This window comes from Arundinibacter roseus, from assembly GCF_004348825.1.
GTDB classification, from domain to species: Bacteria; Bacteroidota; Bacteroidia; order Cytophagales; family Spirosomataceae; genus Arundinibacter; species Arundinibacter roseus.
Genome location: NZ_SMJU01000009.1, coordinates 237024 through 258534, shown reverse-complemented (window position 1 = coordinate 258534; position 21511 = coordinate 237024). Strand labels below are relative to the sequence as shown.

Annotated in this window: 16 protein-coding genes; 7 read left to right on the top strand and 9 right to left on the bottom strand. The window is 46.5% G+C overall.

The genetic code is table 11. The features are described 5' to 3' along the window. Window positions 1–280: 280 nt before the first annotated feature. From ilvN to ilvD, 3 genes are all read right to left on the bottom strand, one after another. On the bottom strand, window positions 281–814 hold the full coding sequence (gene ilvN / locus EZE20_RS16040) for an acetolactate synthase small subunit (protein WP_132119467.1): 534 nt from the start codon (window positions 812–814) through the stop codon (window positions 281–283). 59 nt (window positions 815–873) lie between these two features. After that, the gene (gene ilvB, locus EZE20_RS16035; protein ID WP_228713809.1) at window positions 874–2595 is read right to left on the bottom strand and encodes a biosynthetic-type acetolactate synthase large subunit; all 1722 of its coding nucleotides are present in this window, start codon (window positions 2593–2595) and stop codon (window positions 874–876) included. Window positions 2596–2686: 91 nt separating this feature from the next. Beyond that, complete coding sequence (gene ilvD, locus EZE20_RS16030; RefSeq protein WP_132119463.1) at window positions 2687–4384, bottom strand: dihydroxy-acid dehydratase; 1698 nt, start codon at window positions 4382–4384, stop codon at window positions 2687–2689. Between the two features lie 366 nt (window positions 4385–4750). Between ilvD and murQ the strand changes: the two genes are divergently transcribed. Both murQ and EZE20_RS16020 read left to right on the top strand, forming a co-directional pair. Next, complete coding sequence (murQ, locus tag EZE20_RS16025; RefSeq protein ID WP_132119461.1) at window positions 4751–5554, top strand: N-acetylmuramic acid 6-phosphate etherase; 804 nt, start codon at window positions 4751–4753, stop codon at window positions 5552–5554. 179 nt (window positions 5555–5733) lie between these two features. Further along, the gene (locus EZE20_RS16020; RefSeq protein WP_132119459.1) at window positions 5734–6750 is read left to right on the top strand and encodes a quinone oxidoreductase family protein; all 1017 of its coding nucleotides are present in this window, start codon (window positions 5734–5736) and stop codon (window positions 6748–6750) included. Between the two features lie 86 nt (window positions 6751–6836). Here the strand turns inward: EZE20_RS16020 and EZE20_RS16015 are convergent, their stop codons facing one another. Together EZE20_RS16015 and EZE20_RS16010 are read right to left on the bottom strand one after the other, a co-directional pair. Beyond that, a complete protein-coding gene (locus EZE20_RS16015; protein ID WP_132119457.1) occupies window positions 6837–7091 on the bottom strand; it encodes a GlsB/YeaQ/YmgE family stress response membrane protein in 255 nt (84 codons plus the stop codon). A gap of 118 nt (window positions 7092–7209) precedes the next feature. Beyond that, a complete protein-coding gene (locus tag EZE20_RS16010; RefSeq protein ID WP_132119455.1) occupies window positions 7210–8631 on the bottom strand; it encodes a S41 family peptidase in 1422 nt (473 codons plus the stop codon). Window positions 8632–8861: 230 nt separating this feature from the next. Between EZE20_RS16010 and EZE20_RS16005 the strand changes: the two genes are divergently transcribed. Beyond that, complete coding sequence (locus tag EZE20_RS16005; protein WP_132119453.1) at window positions 8862–10010, top strand: hypothetical protein; 1149 nt, start codon at window positions 8862–8864, stop codon at window positions 10008–10010. Between the two features lie 88 nt (window positions 10011–10098). Here the strand turns inward: EZE20_RS16005 and rocD are convergent, their stop codons facing one another. Further along, on the bottom strand, window positions 10099–11346 hold the full coding sequence (gene rocD / locus EZE20_RS16000) for an ornithine--oxo-acid transaminase (protein ID WP_132119451.1): 1248 nt from the start codon (window positions 11344–11346) through the stop codon (window positions 10099–10101). Window positions 11347–11432: 86 nt separating this feature from the next. Here rocD and EZE20_RS15995 point away from each other — a divergent pair, with 86 nt between their 5' ends. The 4 genes from EZE20_RS15995 to EZE20_RS15980 all read left to right on the top strand — a co-directional run bounded on the left by EZE20_RS15995 (window position 11433) and on the right by EZE20_RS15980 (window position 15603). Continuing rightward, window positions 11433–11609 (top strand): DUF5522 domain-containing protein, encoded by a 177-nt coding sequence (locus EZE20_RS15995; protein WP_199879909.1) that lies wholly within the window; start codon window positions 11433–11435, stop codon window positions 11607–11609. A gap of 92 nt (window positions 11610–11701) precedes the next feature. After that, entirely contained in the window at window positions 11702–11941 is a 240-nt protein-coding gene (rpmB, locus tag EZE20_RS15990; RefSeq protein WP_132119447.1) for a 50S ribosomal protein L28, read from the top strand. A gap of 265 nt (window positions 11942–12206) precedes the next feature. Then, a complete protein-coding gene (locus EZE20_RS15985) occupies window positions 12207–14576 on the top strand; it encodes a TonB-dependent receptor (protein ID WP_132119445.1) in 2370 nt (789 codons plus the stop codon). 103 nt (window positions 14577–14679) lie between these two features. After that, window positions 14680–15603 (top strand): DUF4249 domain-containing protein, encoded by a 924-nt coding sequence (locus tag EZE20_RS15980; protein WP_132119443.1) that lies wholly within the window; start codon window positions 14680–14682, stop codon window positions 15601–15603. Between the two features lie 39 nt (window positions 15604–15642). Here EZE20_RS15980 and EZE20_RS15975 read toward each other — a convergent pair whose 3' ends face one another. The 3 genes from EZE20_RS15975 to EZE20_RS15965 form a co-directional block, all read right to left on the bottom strand. Beyond that, window positions 15643–17730 (bottom strand): ComEA family DNA-binding protein, encoded by a 2088-nt coding sequence (locus EZE20_RS15975; RefSeq protein WP_228713802.1) that lies wholly within the window; start codon window positions 17728–17730, stop codon window positions 15643–15645. A 37-nt stretch (window positions 17731–17767) separates the two neighbouring features. Next, the gene (gene nadC / locus EZE20_RS15970; protein ID WP_132119441.1) at window positions 17768–18616 is read right to left on the bottom strand and encodes a carboxylating nicotinate-nucleotide diphosphorylase; all 849 of its coding nucleotides are present in this window, start codon (window positions 18614–18616) and stop codon (window positions 17768–17770) included. A 78-nt stretch (window positions 18617–18694) separates the two neighbouring features. Beyond that, window positions 18695–21499 (bottom strand): CHAT domain-containing protein, encoded by a 2805-nt coding sequence (locus EZE20_RS15965; RefSeq protein ID WP_132119439.1) that lies wholly within the window; start codon window positions 21497–21499, stop codon window positions 18695–18697. Between the last annotated feature and the right edge of the window lie 12 nt (window positions 21500–21511).

Below are 21511 nucleotides of genomic sequence, written 5' to 3'. Positions count from 1 at the left end.
AAATACCTAACAGCAGGGACCCAAGAAATAGTACATCATGCCGAAGCCAGGCCACCGTTGTTGCTTTTTGTCGTTTAAAAAATAGAAAGACCCACCAAAATTCAAATAAAAAGACCAATACTACCCACTTTTTCCCCCCTCTAATAAATCCAATGGATTGTAATACATCGGTTATATAAAGCGCAAACGGACTATTTATATCAATTAAAGATTCAAGAAGGAGCATGTGTGTAGGGTAGTATTCTTGTGACCTTCCAAAATTAGAGGGATTTTCCAGGCTTTACAAATAGTATTCCCATTCGGCCTCAGGAAGGTAATCGCCCAGGCTTTTTGCGGATTTACTAACAGCTACACGCCCGGAGCGGACAAATTCCAGAATGCCGTGCGGCTTGATGTAATTAAAGAAATCAAAGATGTCTTCTTCGGATCCGGTTTTTTCAATCACCACATAGTCAAGCCCCCAATATACAACCCAGGCTTTGTAGATTTTATTGATGGTCTCTATGTCCAGACGTTTGGCGCCGGCGGGTGTTGGTACTTTGAATAGTGCAATTTCGTTGAAAGCAATTTCGTCATTTAAGTATCCGAATACGGCAAGTACTTCCACGATTTTCCGAATTTGGCGGACCATCTTTTCCACCTTTTCCCGCGATTCTTCTTTGATTACAATCGTAAAGCGGGATATGCCTTTGCGTTCAGTTTCTGATACAGTAAGGCTTTCAATATTGACCCGGCGGCGGGTAAAAACTATGGTAATTTTATTGAGCAGGCCGATTGAGTTTTCAGTAAAAACACAAATGGTATATGTAGTCATGAGAATGTCGGATTAATAAATAGCATTAAATCGGAAGTCAGGAAAAGGCGAAAGATGGTTTATTTTAAACGAATCTCGGATACGCATGCACCGGATGGAACCATCGGGAATACATTTTCTTCTTTTTCCACAAGAACTTCCAACAGGTACGGTTTGTCGGAACTTAGCATTGCATCAAGGGAATCGCTCAGATTGTCACGGTGGGCACACGTGTGCCCGGCTATTCCAAAACCTTTGGCTATGGTGATAAAATCCGGATTTTGCAGTTCTACAAAAGAATAGCGTTTCTCAAAAAATAGCTGCTGCCACTGACGGACCATACCCAGGAAGTTATTATTCAGGATAATCGCCTTGACAGGTAATCCGCTTTGGGCAATCGTGCCAAGTTCCTGAAGCGTCATCTGAAAACAGCCATCCCCGATAATTGCCACTACTTCGCGCGAAGGATCGCCTACTTTGGCGCCAAATGCAGCGGGCAACGCGTAGCCCATCGTGCCCAACCCACCGGAAGTAATAAACGAATTGTTGCGTTTAAATTCGTAGTAGCGGGCGGTAACCATTTGATGCTGTCCAACATCAGCCACAATTACGGCTTCACCTTTAGTTTTGTCCGAAAGCATCCGAATCACTTCCGCCATTTTGATTTTTTCGGTCGTTGGCGCAAGTTCAGGTACGGTAATACAGGCTTCCTCTTCGGCGTCCAAAGCCTTAAATTGGGCAATCCACTCGTCGTGTGCACTGACATTTAAAAGCGGAATGAGCATTTTCAGCGCTTCTTTGGCATCGCCTACTACGGGTGCTTCGGCCTTTACCACTTTATCAATCTCTGCCGGGTCGATTTCGATATGCACTACCTTGGCCTGTTTGGCATAGCGCGTTACATCGCCGGTAACGCGGTCGTCAAACCGAAGTCCGATACCGATCAGCACATCACATTCATTGGTCAGACGATTGGTGCTGTAATTTCCATGCATTCCGAGCCAGCCAGCGTACAGAGGGTGGTTTACAGGAACCGAGGATAAACCCAAAAGAGTTGATGCACAGGGGATTCCGGTTTTTTCAATCAGTTCCAGAAGTTCTTTTTCTGCACCGGCGATTTTGATTCCGTGGCCAAATACCAGAAAAGGTTTTTTGGCCTGATTAATAACATCCGCTGCCTTTTGGATCTGATCTACCTTAGGTATTAGCCGCGGATGATAGCCCAGTAATTTGTGGCAGAAAGTGTAGTTGAAAGGTTTGCTCATCATTTCTGTCTGAGCATTTTTTGTAATATCAATCAACACCGGACCCGGGCGACCCGACTTGGCGATATAAAAAGCTTTGGCCATGATTTCAGGCACTTCATCAGCAGATGTGATCTGATAATTCCACTTAGTAATAGGCATTGTTACGCCGATTACATCCGTTTCCTGAAAAGCATCTGTACCCAAAAGGTGCTTACTGACTTGTCCAACCACACAAACCAACGGCGTAGAATCGATGATCGCATCGGCTACGGCCGTAACGAGGTTGGTTGCTCCCGGGCCGGACGTCACGAGGCAAACGCCTACTTTGCCTGACAGACGGGCAAAGCCCTCGGCGGCATGTCCCGCGCCCTGCTCGTGGCGTACCAAAATATGCGATATTTGATCCTGATAGTCATAAATAGCATCATATACGGGCATGATTGCGCCACCGGGATAGCCAAAAATGGTGTCCACACCTTCTGCAATCAACGATCGGATGACGGCGTGTGAGCCATTCATCAGGGCATTTGTTTCAATCCGAACTTCCGGTTCCATCCCGTCGAGGGTTAAGATATTGGCTTCGTTTCTTTCCATGACACGTGATTTATTAGTTTGTGATGTCAAAATGTTGATGAATGATCCTCTATTAATTTTCGTCTGTTACACAGCCTTCGCTGGCTGACTTTACATTCCGAATATATTTTCCCAGTACACCTTTGGTAAACATCGGCTTGGGCTGTATCCATGCGGCTTTGCGTGTAGCCATGTCTTCGTCTGAAATATGGAGAATCAACTGCCGGGTAGTGGCGTCAATCGTAATGAGATCGCCGTCTTTTACCAGCGCGATGGGTCCGCCATCAAAGGCTTCGGGGGTGATGTGCCCTACCACAAATCCGTGAGTACCGCCTGAAAAACGACCATCGGTGATGAGAGCAATTTTATCGCCAAGTCCTGCACCGATCACAGCCGACGTTGGTTTGAGCATTTCGGACATGCCCGGCCCGCCTTTAGGGCCCGCGTTGCGAATCACAACCACGTGTCCTTCTTTGATTTCGCCTTTGGACAACATGTCAATAATTTCGGATTCATGTTCACAAATCTTGGCATGTCCTTCAAAGCGAAGGCCTTCTTTACCCGTAATTTTGGCAACAGCGCCAGTTGGCGCCAGGTTGCCGTACATAATCTGAATATGACCGCTTGCTTTGATAGGATTGGTAAGCGGAAAGATAATGTTCTGGGTTTCAAAGTCCAGGTCCGGAGCTTCGGCCAGGTTTTCTGCCACGGTTTTTCCGGTAATTGTCAGGCAATCACCATGAATCAGACCTTGTGCGTAAAGATATTTCATGATAGCAGGCACTCCACCAATGGCCAGAATATCTTCCATGTAATACTTTCCGCTTGGTTTCAAATCGGCAATAAAGGGCGTACGATCACTCACAGCCTGAATATCATCGAGTGTCAACGGGATTCCCGCTGCGCGGGCAATAGCCAGATAATGAAGTGTAGCATTTGTCGAGCCGCCCAGCGCCATCACTACCGTCAGGGCATTTTCGAGTGATTTGCGGGTGATGATTTCTTTTGGGGTGAGGTTCAATTCCAGCAATTTTTTCATGGCTGCCCCAATCTTCCGGCATTCATCCTGCTTGCCTTCGTGCGTGGCCGGATAGCTGCTACTAAACGGTAAACTAAGGCCCATTGCTTCAATGGAAGCCGCCATGGTGTTGGCGGTGTACATCCCGCCACAGGCACCCGCACCGGGAATGGAATTTTGGATTACTCCTTTAAAATCTTCGTCAGAAATGTTTCCGGCAAATTTTTTCCCCAAAGCTTCAAAGGCCGATACAATGTCCAGCTTTTGTCCTTTATAATGTCCCGAACGGATCGTGCCTCCGTAAACCATTATGGCAGGGCGTTCCAAACGAGCCATTGCCATGATGGCTCCCGGCATGTTTTTGTCACAGCCTACCACGGCAATAACCCCATCGTACCACTGCGCCTGTACGACACTTTCGATGGAGTCCGCAATCAGATCGCGGCTGGGAAGCGAATATCGCATGCCGTCGTTGCCGTTGGTCATGCCGTCAGAAACGCCGATGGTATTAAAAATCAACCCAACCATGTCGTTGGCCTGAACCCCTTGTTTCACATACACCGACAAACCGTTCAGGTGCATGTTGCAGGGGTTGCCTTCGTAGCCTGTGCTGGCAATCCCGATTTGTGGTTTTGCCATATCGCTTTCTTTCAGGCCAATCCCGTAAAGCATAGCTTGTGCGGCTGGATTGGTCACTTCCTGAGTGAGCGTACGCGAATATTTATTCAGGCTTTGGGTTTCGGTCGTATTCATGTGATGGTTTGCTGGTTATTAGATCCAATTGGTTTATATCAGGTTCAAAAAAGCCTCACTCAGCATAAGTGTGAGTGAGGCATCAGGGCTGTTATGCAGATTTCACTCACACCTTAGAAGGTGCAGCCGAGCAAAATGACATAAGGTACAGCGCAATTCATAAAAAAGGAAATTAGTCTGGCAGTGAAATTTCGCTAAATGCGTAATTCCTTCACAAAGAAGTAAGCTATCTTTCTATTTTCCAAATATTCCATCTACTTTTTGCATGAATTACATAGAATTGCAGCATTGCTTATCTTTGTACGAAACGAGTGTCCTGAGAATAGTCAGTTATAACTACAAAAAATACCATTTTATAGTAAATTTATGTTAAGCACCGAATCTGCCTCCGCTTACGATGATCTGGAAAAAATGAGCGTACGTGACTTGCTCATTAATATTAACCGGGAAGATCAGCTCGTCCCCTTGGCTGTGGAAAAAGCCATTCCTCAATTGGAAAAACTTGTTGAACAGGTAGTTCTGCGCATGCGGCAGGGTGGAAGACTATTTTACATTGGTGCAGGCACGAGTGGACGGCTCGGGGTTGTAGATGCGTCCGAGTGTCCGCCAACCTACGGTGTAGCTCATGACCGGGTCATTGGGCTAATTGCCGGAGGCGACCGGGCTATTCGCCGGGCTGTCGAATATGCCGAAGATGATGCGGAGCAGGCCTGGAAAGACGTTCAGGAATATCAGATCAATTCCCTTGATTCTCTGATTGGCATTGCTGCTTCCGGGCGCACGCCCTACGTAATCGGTGGACTTCAGCAGGCCCGTAGCTTGGGAATCCTGACCGGTTGCATTGTCTGCAACGAGGGCTCACCCGTAGCTGACGCCGCGGAGTTTCCGGTGGAGGTGGTTGTTGGGCCGGAGTTTGTGACGGGCAGTACCCGCATGAAATCCGGGACGGCGCAGAAACTGGTCCTGAATATGCTTTCCACATCCGTAATGATTCAACTCGGACATGTCAAAGGAAATAAAATGGTCGATATGCAGTTGTCTAATCATAAACTCGTCGACCGTGCTATCCGAATGGTGCAGGACGAACTAAATGTATCTGTTGAGCAGGCTGACGCACTTTTGAAAGCGTACGGCAGCGTACGCGCTGCGGTTGAGCAGGGGAGAAAGTAAGTTTCCTTTCAAACCTTTTAAGTAGCCATTAGGTTATTAGTGATTAGTTGTTTATTGTGCTGATAATCAAATATTTGCACCATTGTTTGATTGCCCATTTTATAAAAACTAAATAATAACGAGTACTTACTTCTAAATTCAATTTATCTCTAAAAATTCACTAACCTCAAAAAACCTCCATGAAAGCCGCCGTATTACAAGCACTTCATCAACCCTTACTTATTCAGGAAGTCGAAAAACCCACTCCCGGACCGGGTGAGGTTGTCGTAAAACTTCTGGCCGCTGCACTCAATCACCGCGACGTATGGATTCAGAAAGGGCTTTATCCCAATATAAAAACTCCCCTGATTCCGGGCTCCGACGGTGCCGGTGTGGTGGCTGAAATCGGCGATGGTGTGAGCGAATACTGGCTTGATAAAGAGGTAATTATTAATCCGTCGCACAATTGGGGAGATAATCCGGCCTTTTATAGCCCGGATTACAAAATTTTGGGTTTACCCGACAACGGTACTTTTGCCGAATATATCAAAATGGATCTGCGCTATATTACTGAAAAGCCGTCCCATTTGTCGATTACCGATGCTGCCGCGCTTCCGTTGGCGGGCTTAACTGCCTGGCGGGCATTGATGACACGCAGCTGTCTGAAAGCCGGGCATAGGGTACTTGTTACGGGTGCTGGGGGGGGAGTGGCGTTGTTTGCCATTCAGTTTGCGCTTGCAGCGGGCGCAGAGGTGTGGGTGACGTCAGGCTCGGAGGAAAAAATTCAACAGGCCATGCAGCTTGGTGCCAAGGGAGGCGTTAATTATAAGTCGCCTACCTGGTACCGCGATTTGCTCGTGAAAGCGCAGGGTCCAAAAACAGGCTACTTTGATGTCATTATTGATAGCGCAGGCGGGAGTGGTTTTGCACGATTGGTAGACGTAGCGGCGCCTGGTGCAACGATCTGTTTTTATGGCGGAACTACCGGAAATATTACTGATTTGGTGCCTGCGAAAGTGTTTTTTAAACAACTTAACATACTAGGTACCACAATGGGTACTGAGGACGAATTTGAGGCAATGATTCAATTTATAGAAGAAAAAGAGCTTACACCCATTGTGGATTCGGTGCTGCCCCTGGAAGAAATTGAAACTGCCTTACGCCGCATGGACGATGGAACTCAGTTTGGGAAAATTGTGCTGACGATCAATCAATAAAGCGCTATTAAAAAACAAAAAAGAGACTGTTGCCCCTGATTTATGGGAGACAGTCTCTTTTTTATGTACCAAAAATAGATTACTAACTAGGATTTACTGCCAAATTTTCGGTATAGAAAGAGAAGAAGAACAGCGCCCAAAATGGCGATAAACAGACTGCTAATATTGAAACCATCCACAGCGCCAAAACCCAAAGCCTGCGAAATAAAACCTCCAACTACCGCACCGGCGATCCCAATCAACATGGTGACGAAAAATCCTCCCGGATCTTTGCCCGGATGAATAGCTTTTGCAATGGCTCCGGCCATAAGGCCAACGATAATCCATGTAATAATACTCATACGTTATAGTGTTTAAGAGTGAAGGTGAGTGAACAAGGTACGAATACTCTCTTATAAAAAACCCCATGCCATCAATTATTTAGATGGCATGGGGTCTATTTGGTAACGGAAAATGGCTTTATTTTTTAGGATAGGGAAAATCAAAAAACATGTTTCCTCCCGCAGCCTGCCGGTCTATCGAAGAGTGTACATCGGGTCCGGTTGGTGGGACAGGCTCTTCGTCAACTCCACGGCGGGCTACCCGGGTGCCATAAATTTGGTACAGAGCTTCGCCCAATAGCGGGTCGCGCGGATCGCCGTAGGGATACAATACCGACCCTTCCGTTTTGGCTACATTAGGCTCAAAACCAGCCGTATATTCAGAGCTTCTCAGGCTATTGGCCGATCTGGAAACGATCGGCTGAATGCCCCATTTGATTCGCTTGGAGTCGTCGGAAATTGTGATGGAACCAACGTTCTTGCCAGTAGTTTTTCCGCCTATAATTACTACGGGCATAAAAGGTTTTAAACCATTGATTACTAGCTCGCTGGCAGAAGCAGTAGAAGTAGAAGTAAGGAAAATTACCCGATTCAAATTACCACCCACATTTTGGCTTTTAGTTAAAAAGCTTTCGAAAAAAAATGACTTGCCATATTGTTTTTCAAGGGAAGGGGTCACAATCTTGTTGTATTCTTTGTAATAGAAAACATCAGTTGACGATACACCTTTGGCAATCATGCTTGCCAGTTGGGTTGCCGAACTTACGTATCCTCCCCTGTTATACCGAAAGTCAATAATGAGCTCATTTATACCTTTGGTTTTGAAGGAGGCAAATACTTTTTCCAGAGCCTGATCGTACGTTTTTACCGAGCTATTGTTCGGCCCCGGAACGAACTGATGATACACCAGATAGCCTACTTTTTTGCTGCCATTTACAAAAACAGTATCAAAGTACACCGGATCTGATTGCAGAACCTGTGAAGCGATACTTCGGGAAGTTTCACTATCAACTACCTGATTGGACGCATTGAGCTGACCCAATCGGATTGCTTTTGTTTCTTTACCGGTATATAACAAAGCGTAGTAGTTTGATAGTGTCAGCTGTTGTCCGTTTACCTGCGTAAAAAAATCACCCCGTTTGAAGCCTGCTTTTTCTGCGGGTGAACCTTTGATCACGTACGTAACAATTCCGTAGAGTTCGTTGCCATTGCTGGCATAGCGCAAAAGCCTGAATTCCAGTCCGGTGCTCGTAGTTTCACCACTCAATGACGCTTTGAGCTCATCGGCGCTTTCCTGAAGCCACGAAAAACGATCGCCATCGGGGCGCAGTGACGCGTCGTATCTGTAAAGAATGGAGCTGAAAAAGTTTTGAGGAGTTTGCGCAAAATCCGGGCTTGCAGGCAGTTTGTCGTTCCAGAAATACCAGGTTTTCATATTGTCCAGTATCCACTCATTTACTTCCGCATCGGGTGGATTTCCATCAGGTACAACGGACGTTTCCTTACACGATGTTAACAGAGCTAAGACGCTGATAAAGAGACAGAAATTATTTTTTTTCATAAATATTTGATAGGTTCAGAAAGCCAGGGATTTGTTCGGTTTAAAGTAACGCCATCGGGCGAATTACAGTATTCAGTACTACTAATTTAGAAACATAAAGTTATCAATAAAAAGCTACTTTCCGGAAATTCTGGAATTGAGAAGGGTTTACACAAGAGTTTTGTAGTTTTCCCGTTATAATTTACGAAATTAAAGACAGTTTAGATTTCTCCTAGCCCGCTTCTTTGGTCATGAAAAACCCTTTTCAGATGCTCCGGAATGTTTTCTTTTGCTTTTTGTTTTCGTCAGGGTGTTCAGCTATTGCCCAGTCAGACCACCACTCTGCTGCTGAACCATTCGTGTGTAACTACGTTGGAAACGGCCTGCGAAATCCGCAGGAAATTTGCAACTATCTTTCCTTTACGTCCAATCGCCATGCTGAACGGGTAGTTGAGCGAATTTTACAGCCGGTTGGCCTCATGCGAAATTTTGTAGTAGTGGAATGCCCCAATACCGAAAACTGCTTTGCTACGGTTGTAGACGGAAAACGTTTTATAATTTATGACGGTCAGTTTATGAAACAGGTCGAAAGCCTGACTAATACCGATTGGTCAGCAATCAGCATTGTGGCGCACGAAATTGGCCATCATTTACAGGGGCACACTATTGACGGGCAGGGCAGCCGGCCCGAAAAAGAACTCGAAGCGGATCGTTTTTCGGGTTTTGTACTGCATCAATTGGGCGCTTCGCTGGAAGAATCCCTGATTGCGATTCGTACGCTTTCCAGTGAAGAAAATACGGATTCGCATCCGGGCCGCAAGATCAGAAGCGACGCCATTAGCAGAGGATGGGAAGATGCTGAGCGAATGTATCCGCTTTGGTACAAAAATCCAATACCTGCTGTTGCAACTGCCTCAGCTGCCCGTCAACAGCAAGAACCCATATATCGTCCGACAACCACAAAACCCGAACCGGAAGTAGAAGTAATTGAAACGGATATTACCCTGCGCGCCATTCCCGGTTGTGTATCCGGCGATTGCTTCAATGGTCCCGGTATTTTGATTAAAGAAAATCAGGAACGCTATGAAGGCTATTTTGTGGAGGGAGAAAAAAGTGGTGAAGGCGTGCAGTTTTATCCGGGAGGGATGATCCGGTACAAGGGCGAGTTCGAAAGTGATCTGCGTTCCGGACGGGGAACGTACTATTTTACCAATGGAGATAAATATGTAGGTTATTTTCTTGAAAATGTTCCCCACGGAAAAGGCACGTACTACTACTCGGATGGAGAACGATTTGTTGGAAATTTCAAACAAGGCATCCGGGATGGATACGGTGTTTTGTACAAAACCAACGGTAATCGTGAAACAGGCTACTACAAAAATGATGAGCGAGTGCGTTAGATAGACGCTTGCGCAGGTAGTATAAAAAACGTCGGGAAAGGGCATATGCCCTTTCCCGACGTTTTTTAGGTTATAAACAAAGCCTTAATTAAAACTCCAAAAAAGCTTCTTCGATAATCGTACAGGCTTTGTTCATTTGGTCGGCAGTAATCACGAGTGGGGGAGCAAAGCGGATTTTATTGCCATGAGTGGGCTTGCAAAGCAATCCTTTGTGCATCATGGAAAGGCACAGCTCATGCGCCGTTTTGCTGTCTTCGGTGTCCCGGATCACGAGCGCATTCAGCAGACCTTTTCCCCGAACAAGCTCCACGAGTGAGGTTTTTGCCATAAGATCCGTCATCCGGCTGCGGAAAAGTTGACCCATCGTTTCGGCGTTTTCGGCCAGTTTTTCATCATCAACCACACGCAGCGCTTCCATCGTAACGGCGCATGCGAGCGGGTTGCCTCCATACGTAGAGCCGTGCTCACCGGGGCGAATCGTGAGCATGACCTCGTCGTCGGCAAGAGCTGCGGACACCGGCATTGTGCCGCCCGACAAAGCTTTCCCCAAAACAAGAATATCCGGTTTAACGCCCTCCCAATCGCATGCCAAACGTTTGCCGGTTCGGCCAATGCCGGTTTGCACTTCGTCTGCAATCATAAGAACCTGATACCGCGTGCACAACTCGCGAACTCCTTTGAGGTAGCCTTCATCAGGAACTACCACCCCGGCTTCTCCCTGAATCGGCTCCACCATAAACCCTGCAATGTTTGGATTTTTACTAAAAACATGTTCCAGCGCAGCCAGGTCATTATAAGGTACCAACTCCACACCTGGTAAAAAAGGACCGTAGTCGTCTGTACTTGTTGGATCCGTTGAGGAAGAAATTGCTGCCAGGGTGCGGCCCCAGAAATTGCCCGTGGCATATACCGTTACGGCTTTGTCTTGTGGAACTCCCTTTACTTTATAGGCCCATTTTCGGGTCAATTTGAGCGCGGTTTCTCCGCCTTCAACTCCCGAGTTCATCATCAGTACTTTGTCGTAGCCAAAATACTCGCACAGAAATTTTTCACATTCGCCGAGCCGGTCACTATGAAAAGCCCGTGACGTAAGCGTAAGCCGCTGTGCCTGCTCAATCATCGCATTGATGATTCGTGGATGACAATGTCCCTGACTTACTGCACTGTAAGCCGAAAGAAAGTCGAGATATTGATTTCCTTCTACGTCCCAGACTTCTACGCCGAGTCCACGGTTCAGCACCACGGGCATGGGTTTGTAATTATGTGCGCCATAGGTCCATTCCAGGTCGATAGCCTGCTGACTGGCGGTCAGGTGTGTTGTTTCGGTGTATTTCATATAGGAATTGAATTAAGAACAAAAATATCTGTTTCGGGGTTGTGCTGTAAAAGTAGTAAAACCCTCATCGCTGCGCAAAAGTGAGTATACGAAGAAAGAATACCCCCGAAATTCCGCTCCGAAATGGCCTCGTACAGGAAGATTACTACCTGAATGAGAAGGGGTTTATGGTTTTTACGCAGGCGTATCATCTCAAAAGGGGCTACTGCTGCAAAAACGGCTGCCTGCACTGCCCGTATGGCTTTCGCAAAAGTGATAAATAGGCGTCCTTCAAGGAATTATTTTAAAAAAGCATTTGGGATAACAGGTTGGGTTTGCTATATTTGCACCCTCATTTGCAAAAAGTTGAAAGATCATGGCTAAGGTTTGTCAAATTACAGGAAAAAGAACCCGCGTTGGAAATAATGTTTCTCACGCTAACAATAAGACGAAGCGTAAGTTTTTCCCGAACTTGCAGAAGAAACGTTTCTTCATTCCCTCAACGGGCGAATGGATTACAATGAAAGTTTCTACTTCGGCTCTCCGTACTATCAATAAAAACGGTATAGAAGCTACAATCAGGAAGGCTTACGAAAAAGGTACGCTAAGTATCTAAAAGTTTTTACTACGAATTTGTTAGAAAATCCTCTTCGGTTATGAAGAGGATTTTTGCTGCTTCAGCGCAGCTCGCTTTACTTCTTATGCTGTTTAGTTGGGATTGTGCCTCTCTTTCTGAACAAATTCCCAATACATTCGTCGCTTTTACTCTTCTTTTATTCCCGTTCAGGCCACATAATCGTTGGTTCGTCATTCTTTTTTGGAAAACTATACGCATTCTGGTTTGTTTTGTAAAAAAAATAGAGAGCGGAAAAATTCAATTTATGAAAATTATCTTACGTCTGTTGATTCTGGGTGTAGTAGGGCTGATGAGCAGTGCAGAAGTATACGCTCAGGCTAAATTTACGGTGAGTGGCTACGCAAAAGACCGCTCAAATGGCGAAGGGCTCATTGGAGTATCGGTGTATGTGCGGGAGGCTAACACAGGAGTAGTTACGAATCCCTACGGGTTTTATTCGATTACCCTGCCGGAAGGCAGTTACACGTTGGTTTTCAGTTATATTGGTTATGAAAAAAGTACAAATTCTGTTTCGCTGAATTCAGATCAAAAACTGGACATTGAACTGGCCGAAGAAGGCCGGCAGTTGCAGGAAGTCGTGGTATCGACTCGCAAAGAGGACGAAAACGTACGAAGTATTGAGATGTCGGTCAATAAGGTAGACATCAAAACGATCCGGAAGATTCCGGCGCTGCTTGGTGAGGTGGATGTTATTAGAAGTATCCAATTATTGCCCGGTGTAACTACCGTCGGCGAAGGCGCTTCGGGCTTCAACGTACGCGGGGGCGATGTATCCCAAAATCTGGTTTTGCTCGACGAAGCTCCGGTCTACAATTCTTCGCACCTCTTCGGATTTTTCTCCGTCTTTAACCCGGATGCAGTCAAGGATGTAAAGCTTATCAAAGGTGGTATTCCCGCTCAGTATGGCGGGCGCATTTCTTCTATTCTGGACGTTCGGATGAAAGAAGGGAATACCAAAAAACGGGAGATCAATGGCGGCATCGGGTCAATTTTCTCACGCCTGACCTACGAGCAACCCTTTGCCGAAGGTGACGGTTCGTTTATTGTGGCAGCACGGCGTTCTTATATTGACGTTTTGGCGAAGCCTTTTCTTAATAAAGATTTAAGAAATAGCCGGTTTAGTTTCTATGATCTTACGGCAAAAGTAAACTACCGCCTGAATGACAAGAACACATTCTTTGCGTCAGGCTATTTCGGACGGGATGTGTTCGGTGCCGATTTTGGGTTTGGTTGGGGCAATGGGACGGCCACTGCCCGCTGGAATCATATTTTTTCCAACAAACTTTTCCTGAATCTGACGGCCTATTACAGCAATTATGATTATTCGCTGGAATCAAGCCGTAATGATGACGATGCGCAGGATAAATTTGAATGGAACTCAAAAATTATCAGCAGCAGCGTCAAGCCTGATTTTACGTACTATCTCACCCCCAACAATCAGCTGAGTTTTGGCGGGCAGTATATTTATTACGACACCCGTCCCGGCTCAGCGGTCGCCATTTCGAGTGGCGAACGCCGCGACATTAGTCTTGAATCCCGCTATGGCGATGAATCGGCGTTGTACATTGCCAATGAGCAAAAAGTATCGGAGCGAATTTCGTTGCAGTATGGCTTGCGGTATTCATTTTACCGCAATCTCGGCCCCGGTACGGTGTTCGATTATCAAGAGGTGCAAAAAGGCGAGCGGCAGGTGCCGCAGTTTCCGGGTACTGACTATGAAGATGGCGAGACAATTGCCAGTTATGGCAACTGGGAGCCGCGCTTTGCCATGAATCTCGGGCTTAATAGCCGTACATCTCTCAAAGCGAGCTATAACCGAACGACTCAATACTTACACCTGCTGTCCAATACCGCCGCAAGCTCTCCACTTGACGTTTGGACGCTGAGTACCGCGCGCATCAAGCCCGAAATCGCCGATCAGGTGGCGTTGGGTTGGTTTCAGAATTTTCGGGACAATACCTACGAAGCCTCTGTGGAGGTCTATTACAAATCACTTCAAAACCAAATTGACTACGTCCGTAATTCGGATCTTTTGCTCAATCAGTTTGTGGAAGGCGATTTGCTTTTTGGGAAAGGACGAGCGTTTGGCGCAGAGTTTTATGTCAAGAAAAATAAAGGTCGCCTCACCGGATGGCTCAGCTACACCCTGGCTCGTACCGAACGACTTGTGGAAGGCGTAAACAACGATGGCTGGTTTCCGGCCCGATTTGATAAACCTCATAATTTTACGGCGGTTGGCATTTACAACCTCACGGAGCGATTTACGTTATCATCAAATTTTACCTTTGCTTCCGGAACTCCCGCCACATTCCCTACCAATCGATTTGAATGGAACGGCTGGGCTCTGCCGCACAACGTGTACAATGCCCGAAACAATAACCGGATTCCGGCCTACCATCGCCTGGACCTGGCCGCTACGCTTAAAGCCCGTAAAAAGCTATTCAAAACAGGAGAGAGTGAATGGGTGTTTTCGGTTTATAATGCCTACAATCGCCGCAATCCGTACTCCGTATATGTACAGCAAAATGAAAATAATCCGCTCCTGACCGAGGCGATTCGCTTTTCAGTGATTGGGTCATTCATTCCTGCCATTACCTACAATTTTAAATTCTAAGTTCATTCAACCGGTGACGTGGAGTAAGCTTTTTTGTAGGAATTGACACTCCAAACAAGAATTTCACTTCACCCATAAGACGAGCTCTTACCAGGAAATTAGTATGAAAATATCCATAAAATACCTTCTTTTTTATCTCACGCTGCTTTCGCCGTTCTTCCTGCTAACTTCCTGCGAAGACGTAGTTACGCTTGATACCGAAACCGGGCCGGAACAATTGGTCGTGGATGGCTGGATTACCAATCAGCCCGGTGCGCAAACGATCCGACTGAGTCGTTCGGCGGCTTATTTTAATAATGCAGCGGCGCTCCCGGCTTTACAGGCCTCCGTAGAGCTCACCGACGACGCCGGGAATTCCTATGTTTTTCAGGATGTACAAAACAACGGAATATACCAATGGACGCCGGAATCAGATTCGGTGGCGTTAGGAAAAATTGGCCGAACGTACACTCTGCGGATTCGCTACGAAGGCGAGGAATACGTATCTGCCAATGAAATTAAACGGGTGCCGACCATCGATTCTTTGATTTATACCGAAGAGCGTTTTCCGATTGACCCGCCCGAAGGCCCGCGGGAAGGCTACATTGCCGAGTTTTTTGCACGAGATTTTACCGGAATTGGCGATACCTACTGGATCAAATCTCTCAAAGGAGGCAAGCTTTATGCCAATGAACCGACGTCAATTTCAATTGCCTATGATGCGTCTTTTAGCCCCGGTTCTCCTTCGGACGGCCTCATGTTTATCCTGCCACTTCGTCAATCCATTACTATTAATCAACTTTTTTCGGCGGGCGATACCGTAGGTGTAGAATTGCACAGCATCACCAACGAAGCGTACTATTTTCTGCAGCAGGTTAGGCAGGAGTCGTCTAATGGCGGAATTTTTGCGGTACCTCCGGCCAATATTCCCACAAATATCAGGAACGTCAATCCGAATGGGAAAAAAGCGCTCGGATACTTTGGTGCCTCAGCGGTCAATCGGGCCGAAACCATAATTGATCCGGCACGCGCACGCCCCAAAGAGTAAAGAGTTGGTAGCAGGTTATTGGATTTACTAAAAGAATTGTCAAAAAGTATACATCAGCTGAGCTTTCAGTTCACTGCGGGTTGGGCCCTCAATTTGGCTCAGCCCGCTGCCTATTTCTTCCTGATTGGAAAAACGGCTTTGCGACCACCGAAGCCATACGCGTATTTTTTTTGAAACTGCATAGCGGGCCATCAGGTAGTGCCGGGTGCCGCGGTTGTAGTAGGCAGGCAATGAAAACGCATACAGTACATCTTTTTCATATACATACTGTCGGCTATCGTAGTTGTCGGTGGCAAAAAATGCCATGCGGGCGCTAATTTCGATTTTAGGCAATCGCCAGGTTATATCCTGAACCACGGTGAAACCCGTAGAACTCGAAATTCCTCTATACACAAACTGTCCCGCCTGAATTCTGGTACGAATGGCAAAGCGCAAAGGCACGTCATAATCGGCTTGTAAGGAGGCTGTTCGACGGATTGTTTGCGTAAGTTCGGGCAGCGGAGTGGTGTTTCCGGGGCGGTTGCGTTCTTTTTGTTCCTGATGAAAAAGAGCCACGGCAGTAAATTTTTTGTTGGGAGAAAATCGAACGTGCAGCAGACGGTCATTACCCTCAGAGGGTGCATTGACCTGATATTTCAACCACGGGAAGCTAAACCGATCATAAAATCCGCTGAACTGCCACCGGCGGTTTGGACTGTACCGAAGTCCCCAATATGCCCCCGATTCGTTGATGGGGCGCGAACCTTCGGTAAGTGGACTACCATAAAACGTGTGGAAATTGCGATCGTAGTGACGCAGTATAAACGTGGCGTCTAGAGTCCTGCCAAGCGGGGCAATCAACCCGCCAATACCTCCAAGACCCCCACTCGACGACCGTCCGCCTTCGCCAAAAAAATGGAGGTTTTTCCAGAGATAATCGCCGTGTAGTCCCAAACTGAGGTTGTTCTTTCCTTTAAATTCAAATACATTGTAGGGCAGATTTCGACGCTCCAACGCTACGCCAAAATGCGTATATAGGGCCGTAAGGCCGATTTTTCCCCGCTGACCGGGTAGATTATAAGCCGTATGAAAACCCAGGTTTTTTTCAGGAATAAGCGCCTGTTTTTCGCGTTCGGCCGGTGTGCGGTGCAGTCCGGCAAGGAGCAGAGAAGAAACCAGAAGTTCCTCGGAATCAGTGTTCAGGCTGGCGTCCCGCCGCACGCCTGATGCCAGAACCGTCATGTCCCATTGCCTGGTAAGCGCAAGAGTAGCCGCTGCTCCCCGAAAAAAGCCCGCTTCCAGTACAGAGGTATGTGGCCGCAATCCGAGCGTACTTCGGTAACCTGTCAGGATTGTTTCGGTACCTTTGCCCAATCCAAAACCCGCAGCCATCAAAAGCCCTTGTCCAGCCTGCATCTGAAAATCTCCCAAAATGACATTCTTAAAAATACCCCGATTTTGAAGTTGTGCGTGAAATGAGGTAAAATCTACGCCAAAAATCTGACGCTTCGGCTGCCAGTTCCAGCGCTCGCCAGCATCTTGCTCAAACGTAAAACCCAGGCTGTAAGCACCTGCTCTTGCATATCGGTACCGGGCATATAACTGATAGGGACCGCCCGCATAGCGGCTTGTGGAGGTTGAGCCGGAATCGATTTTAGAAAAACCTTTTTGTTGTTCTAGTAACCGCTCACTGCGTAAAATAAGAAAATGTTGGGTGGGGCTATGCAGGAGTTCATTCCATGAGGCCTGACGGGGTTGAAGTGTCACAAAGGGCAACAGCCGTCGAATCGTTGGCAGGTCAAACGTGGGTACTGCCTGCAATTCATATAAGGACAAAAGCGCACCAAAATTGCCCCGATAGGCTATAAAGGCATCTAATTGTTCAGCGGTCAGGATGAAGGTGGCGGCAAGTTCGTCGCGGGTGGCGGTGTTCAGGTCCAGTGGATTGGCATAAAGTTGAAACAGCGCTTCGTATAGATCGTTGTAGTTGGCGTCGTCGACTGGAACCGGAAAAAGCTCCTGAATGAACGAAGAAAAATCGATTTCCTGCCGGGGAGGAGTTTGAGATATGCAAATCTGAGTGACAAATAACAAACAAACAAGCTGCACCCGGAAAATGGATTTCCTGATACAGCTTGTTTGTTGCATTGATTCTTTCGTATAAAATAGAGTTTACGTCATTTTCTCAATAGGCTTTAAGGCTGAGATCCAGGCTTTTGACCTGATGAGTCAAAGCTCCGCTCGAAATACTGTTTACGCCCGTTTCGGCCACAGCCCGAATTGTTTTTTCATTGATATTTCCTGACGCTTCGGTCTCAAATCGGTCACCAATTTTTTGTACAGCCACTCGCATATCTTCCAGTGAAAAGTTATCCAGCATGACTATATCTACACCGCCGATACGCAGAATTTCTTCAACATCTCTCAAATTACGGGCTTCAATTTCAATTTTCAGCGTTCGTCCGGTGCTTTGCAGGTAGGCATTGGCCCGGCCAATAGCGGCTTCAATTCCGCCTGCATAATCCACATGATTATCTTTCAGCATAATCATATCGTAGAGCCCCATGCGGTGATTGGCCGCGCCACCAATACGGGTAGCCATTTTCTCAAAAACCCGAAAATTGGGCGTTGTCTTTCGTGTATCCAGCAGCTTAACGGGCAGATCGGCAATCAGATCAACAAGGTTTCGGGTATAGGTTGCAATGCCACTCATACGTTGCATGATGTTGAGCATCAGTCGCTCCGCAAGCAAAATCGACTGGGTATTTCCTGATACTGTCAGGACGATTTCTCCGGGCTGAATGGACGCTCCATCAGCCAGTAACGGCTGCACGTTTAGGGTGGGATCTACCTCCTCAAAAACCAGCAGGGCCACGTCAACACCGGCCAAAATACCTGCTTGTTTAACCAGCAAACGAGCCTGATTGGTGGCATCTGCCGGAACACATGAAAGAGAAGAATGATCGCCATCTCCGGCGTCTTCACGAAGCGCCAGCCGAATCAGGTCACGAAGGTTATTGGGGTTTGTTTCCATAGGTGGTGAAATTAAGGGCTCTTGCTGAATATGCCAAATCTCAAATCACGTTACCAAAAAAGTTAGGATGGGAAGCAGTTATCCCGGGTTTGTCTTTCGGGTTGAAATATATCGTTTAATTCCCCAAATCAATCCACATATGAACCCCAACGCTATCAGAATGAACCAGTCATCGGAGAAAGAGGCAGTCATAACCGGTCTGGTTTGGCCGATAAGCACGATGCCAGCCCATGCGAAAGGTAGCTGATTAGAACGACTATTGCCAGTAAGCCATGCAATCTGTGCTTTTTGCAAGGCTATATCCAGGGGCAGACCGGTTGCCAGGTGTTCGTAAAACGATTGATTTAATTCATAGATAGTTTGGTTTTCTACATTCCAGAGGGTCGTCAGAGTTGATGGAATGCCAAGCGCCAAAAAACCTCGGGCAAAACTAAATACACCCTCCCCCCGCTGGTAGGTACCACTTCCGGTTTTGCATGCTGACAATACCATGAGCTGCGTCTGAAAACGCTTTCCTCCGGGCAGGTCAGATAGAGCAAGGGTCGAATCTGCAAAAAAGAGTGTAGGGGCTTCCAGGCTGTCAGCATCCGCATGAGTAATAAGTTGAACGATTTGAAAGTGCTGAGCCTGATTCATGAATTCCTGGCGGGAAGCATCTTTTCCTATAAGATTTTTAGGAAAATGAAAATGAGAATTGAGCGCAGTAATTGCCTTGTCAGAGCCAGACAGGCTGGCCAGATTCATAGCCGAGGGGAATTCAATAGGGGCTACACCCAGAAACGATGGACCAGGTGGCCAGAATGAAGTAGCTGAAGATTCATTTTTTTCAAGGAAACGAGCCGAATAGACATAGCTTATGGCATGATGTCGAATGAGGAAATCGGGCTGCGTTGGCGATAGACTAAATGCTCCAAAAGGTAGGAATTCGCCATCGGGAGAGATAATCAGCCGTGTGCCTTTGCTCAAACCAAAAGGTTTAAGCAGGCATTCGTAAAGACCTGATGATGATGATATTAGTTGTGTAAACTGTTTATTTTGTGCATTGCGGCTGATTAACAAAGGTTTGAATTGATGTAGGAAATACCGGTATTTTTCTAAATCCAGACGTTTTAAAGCAATATCATGGCTCTGAATACATAAGCCAAAGAGGCTGCTGTCACCAACAAAGTAGGAAAGGTAAGCGCTTTCGGGTAATGTACTTGTAGGCTTCAAAGATTGCTCTTGAAACGCCCGAGGAGAAATTATATGGCTGTCATATTTATACCTGAAATATTGTGGATTAGTGGTTTCCAACCTCTTGATGAATTTCTCTTGTTCAAAGAGAGTATTTAGCAATTCAGATTCATATTTCTGACGGATTTGCCTGCTATTTCCCGGGGAGTTTACTTCATTTTGCAGGAAACGAATGCGATGGCTTAGCTTTTTTTCCTGTTCCGAATCATCTTCTGATAATCGTTGGGCAGCGTTCAGTTCATTTAATTTATCGCTCAGCAAAACTGCTCGGCTTTTTTCAAAAAAATGAAAAGCGGCTTCTGTATTATTCAACAGAAAACAGGTTTCCAGCGCTTGTTCGTACATTGTCCGGGTTTTTTTTCGCCAGAATAGCTTTGAACTTTCGCCCGAGAGCTCCCACCGCATAAAATCAATCATACTGTCTGCCAGCATGAACGTGTGAAGTGCTTGTTGCAATTTGAATTTTTTATGGCTGGATGTTTTCCGGGCGTAAGTCAGCCAGGTAGCGGCTTTGTCCTGAACCAAAAGCAGAAAATATTCTTTTTGAGGTTCTGAGCGAATTGTTGCCGCCCTGGGAAGAGCCGTCAGAGACGTATCACGAAATGGAACCGAGAGTTGAGTTAGTCCTTTCTGGTGGTAGCGTAACGCCTCATCAAATTTCCCAAGTGCGCAAGACGCCAGCCCCAGATGGTCGAATAGAACACTTTTACTATACTGACTTTTATTGATTTGGTAGGCTTCTTTAAAGTAACTAATCGCTTTCTGGTAATTTTTTTGCCTATAAAAGTGCAGCCCCAAAGCGTTGGCGTAGTCCGAAAGATTGGGGTTTTGATGAAGACGGGCTAGTTTGAATGCCGCTTGCAGATGCTTTAATCCATTTTTTTGATCGCCCATTTCTTGCAGAATAACCCCAAGCAGCCGTTCCTGACCAGCATGCGATTCCTGGTTATCAGCATCGTAACGCACGAGTAAAATGGCTTTTTCTATGGCATTTTTAGCTTCATTAAAGCGCCCCAGACTTTGTAAAACCTGTGCTTTTTGTTCGAATAATTTGGAGATCTGAATATCTGAACCAAGCATATATGCCAGGTGCTCCCCTTGGGAAGCATATAACAAAGCCTGCTCAAAATCACCCTTTACATAGTATGAATACGTAATATATGGGCAGGCCGCCGAAGCCCACCGTATGCCGTCGGGATGAATTTTGCCTGATTCAAAGGCTTTTAATAAAAACGAAAGAGATTTCTCCGTTTCATTGGCGGCATCCAGATAGACCCCTAATCGGTAACAGGTTTTTGCATAATCACTGGTTTTCAGCCGAAGACTGCCTCGTGTACTTCCATAGAGCGCAATAGCCTGCGTAGCGTATCGAATGGCAGGTTGGTAGTCATACGTAAAATTGTATACATAAGCCAGTTGATTGAGTGCGGAAATGTAGGTAGAGTCAGCCTTCTCATAGCATTTTTCCCAGCGCTTTAGCCATGCATGCAGCCTGGTCCGTTGCTGTGTAAGGCCTGTGCTGTCGTAGCTTATAGAGCTGATCTTCTGTAAGTCAAGAGAAAAACTGTTCCGGTCAGGGCAGGCAGCCTTGGTCAGGCCACAAAGCCCGCAAAGGATCATTAGACCAACCCAAACGGCTGCTACTTTCATTTTATTCCTTTA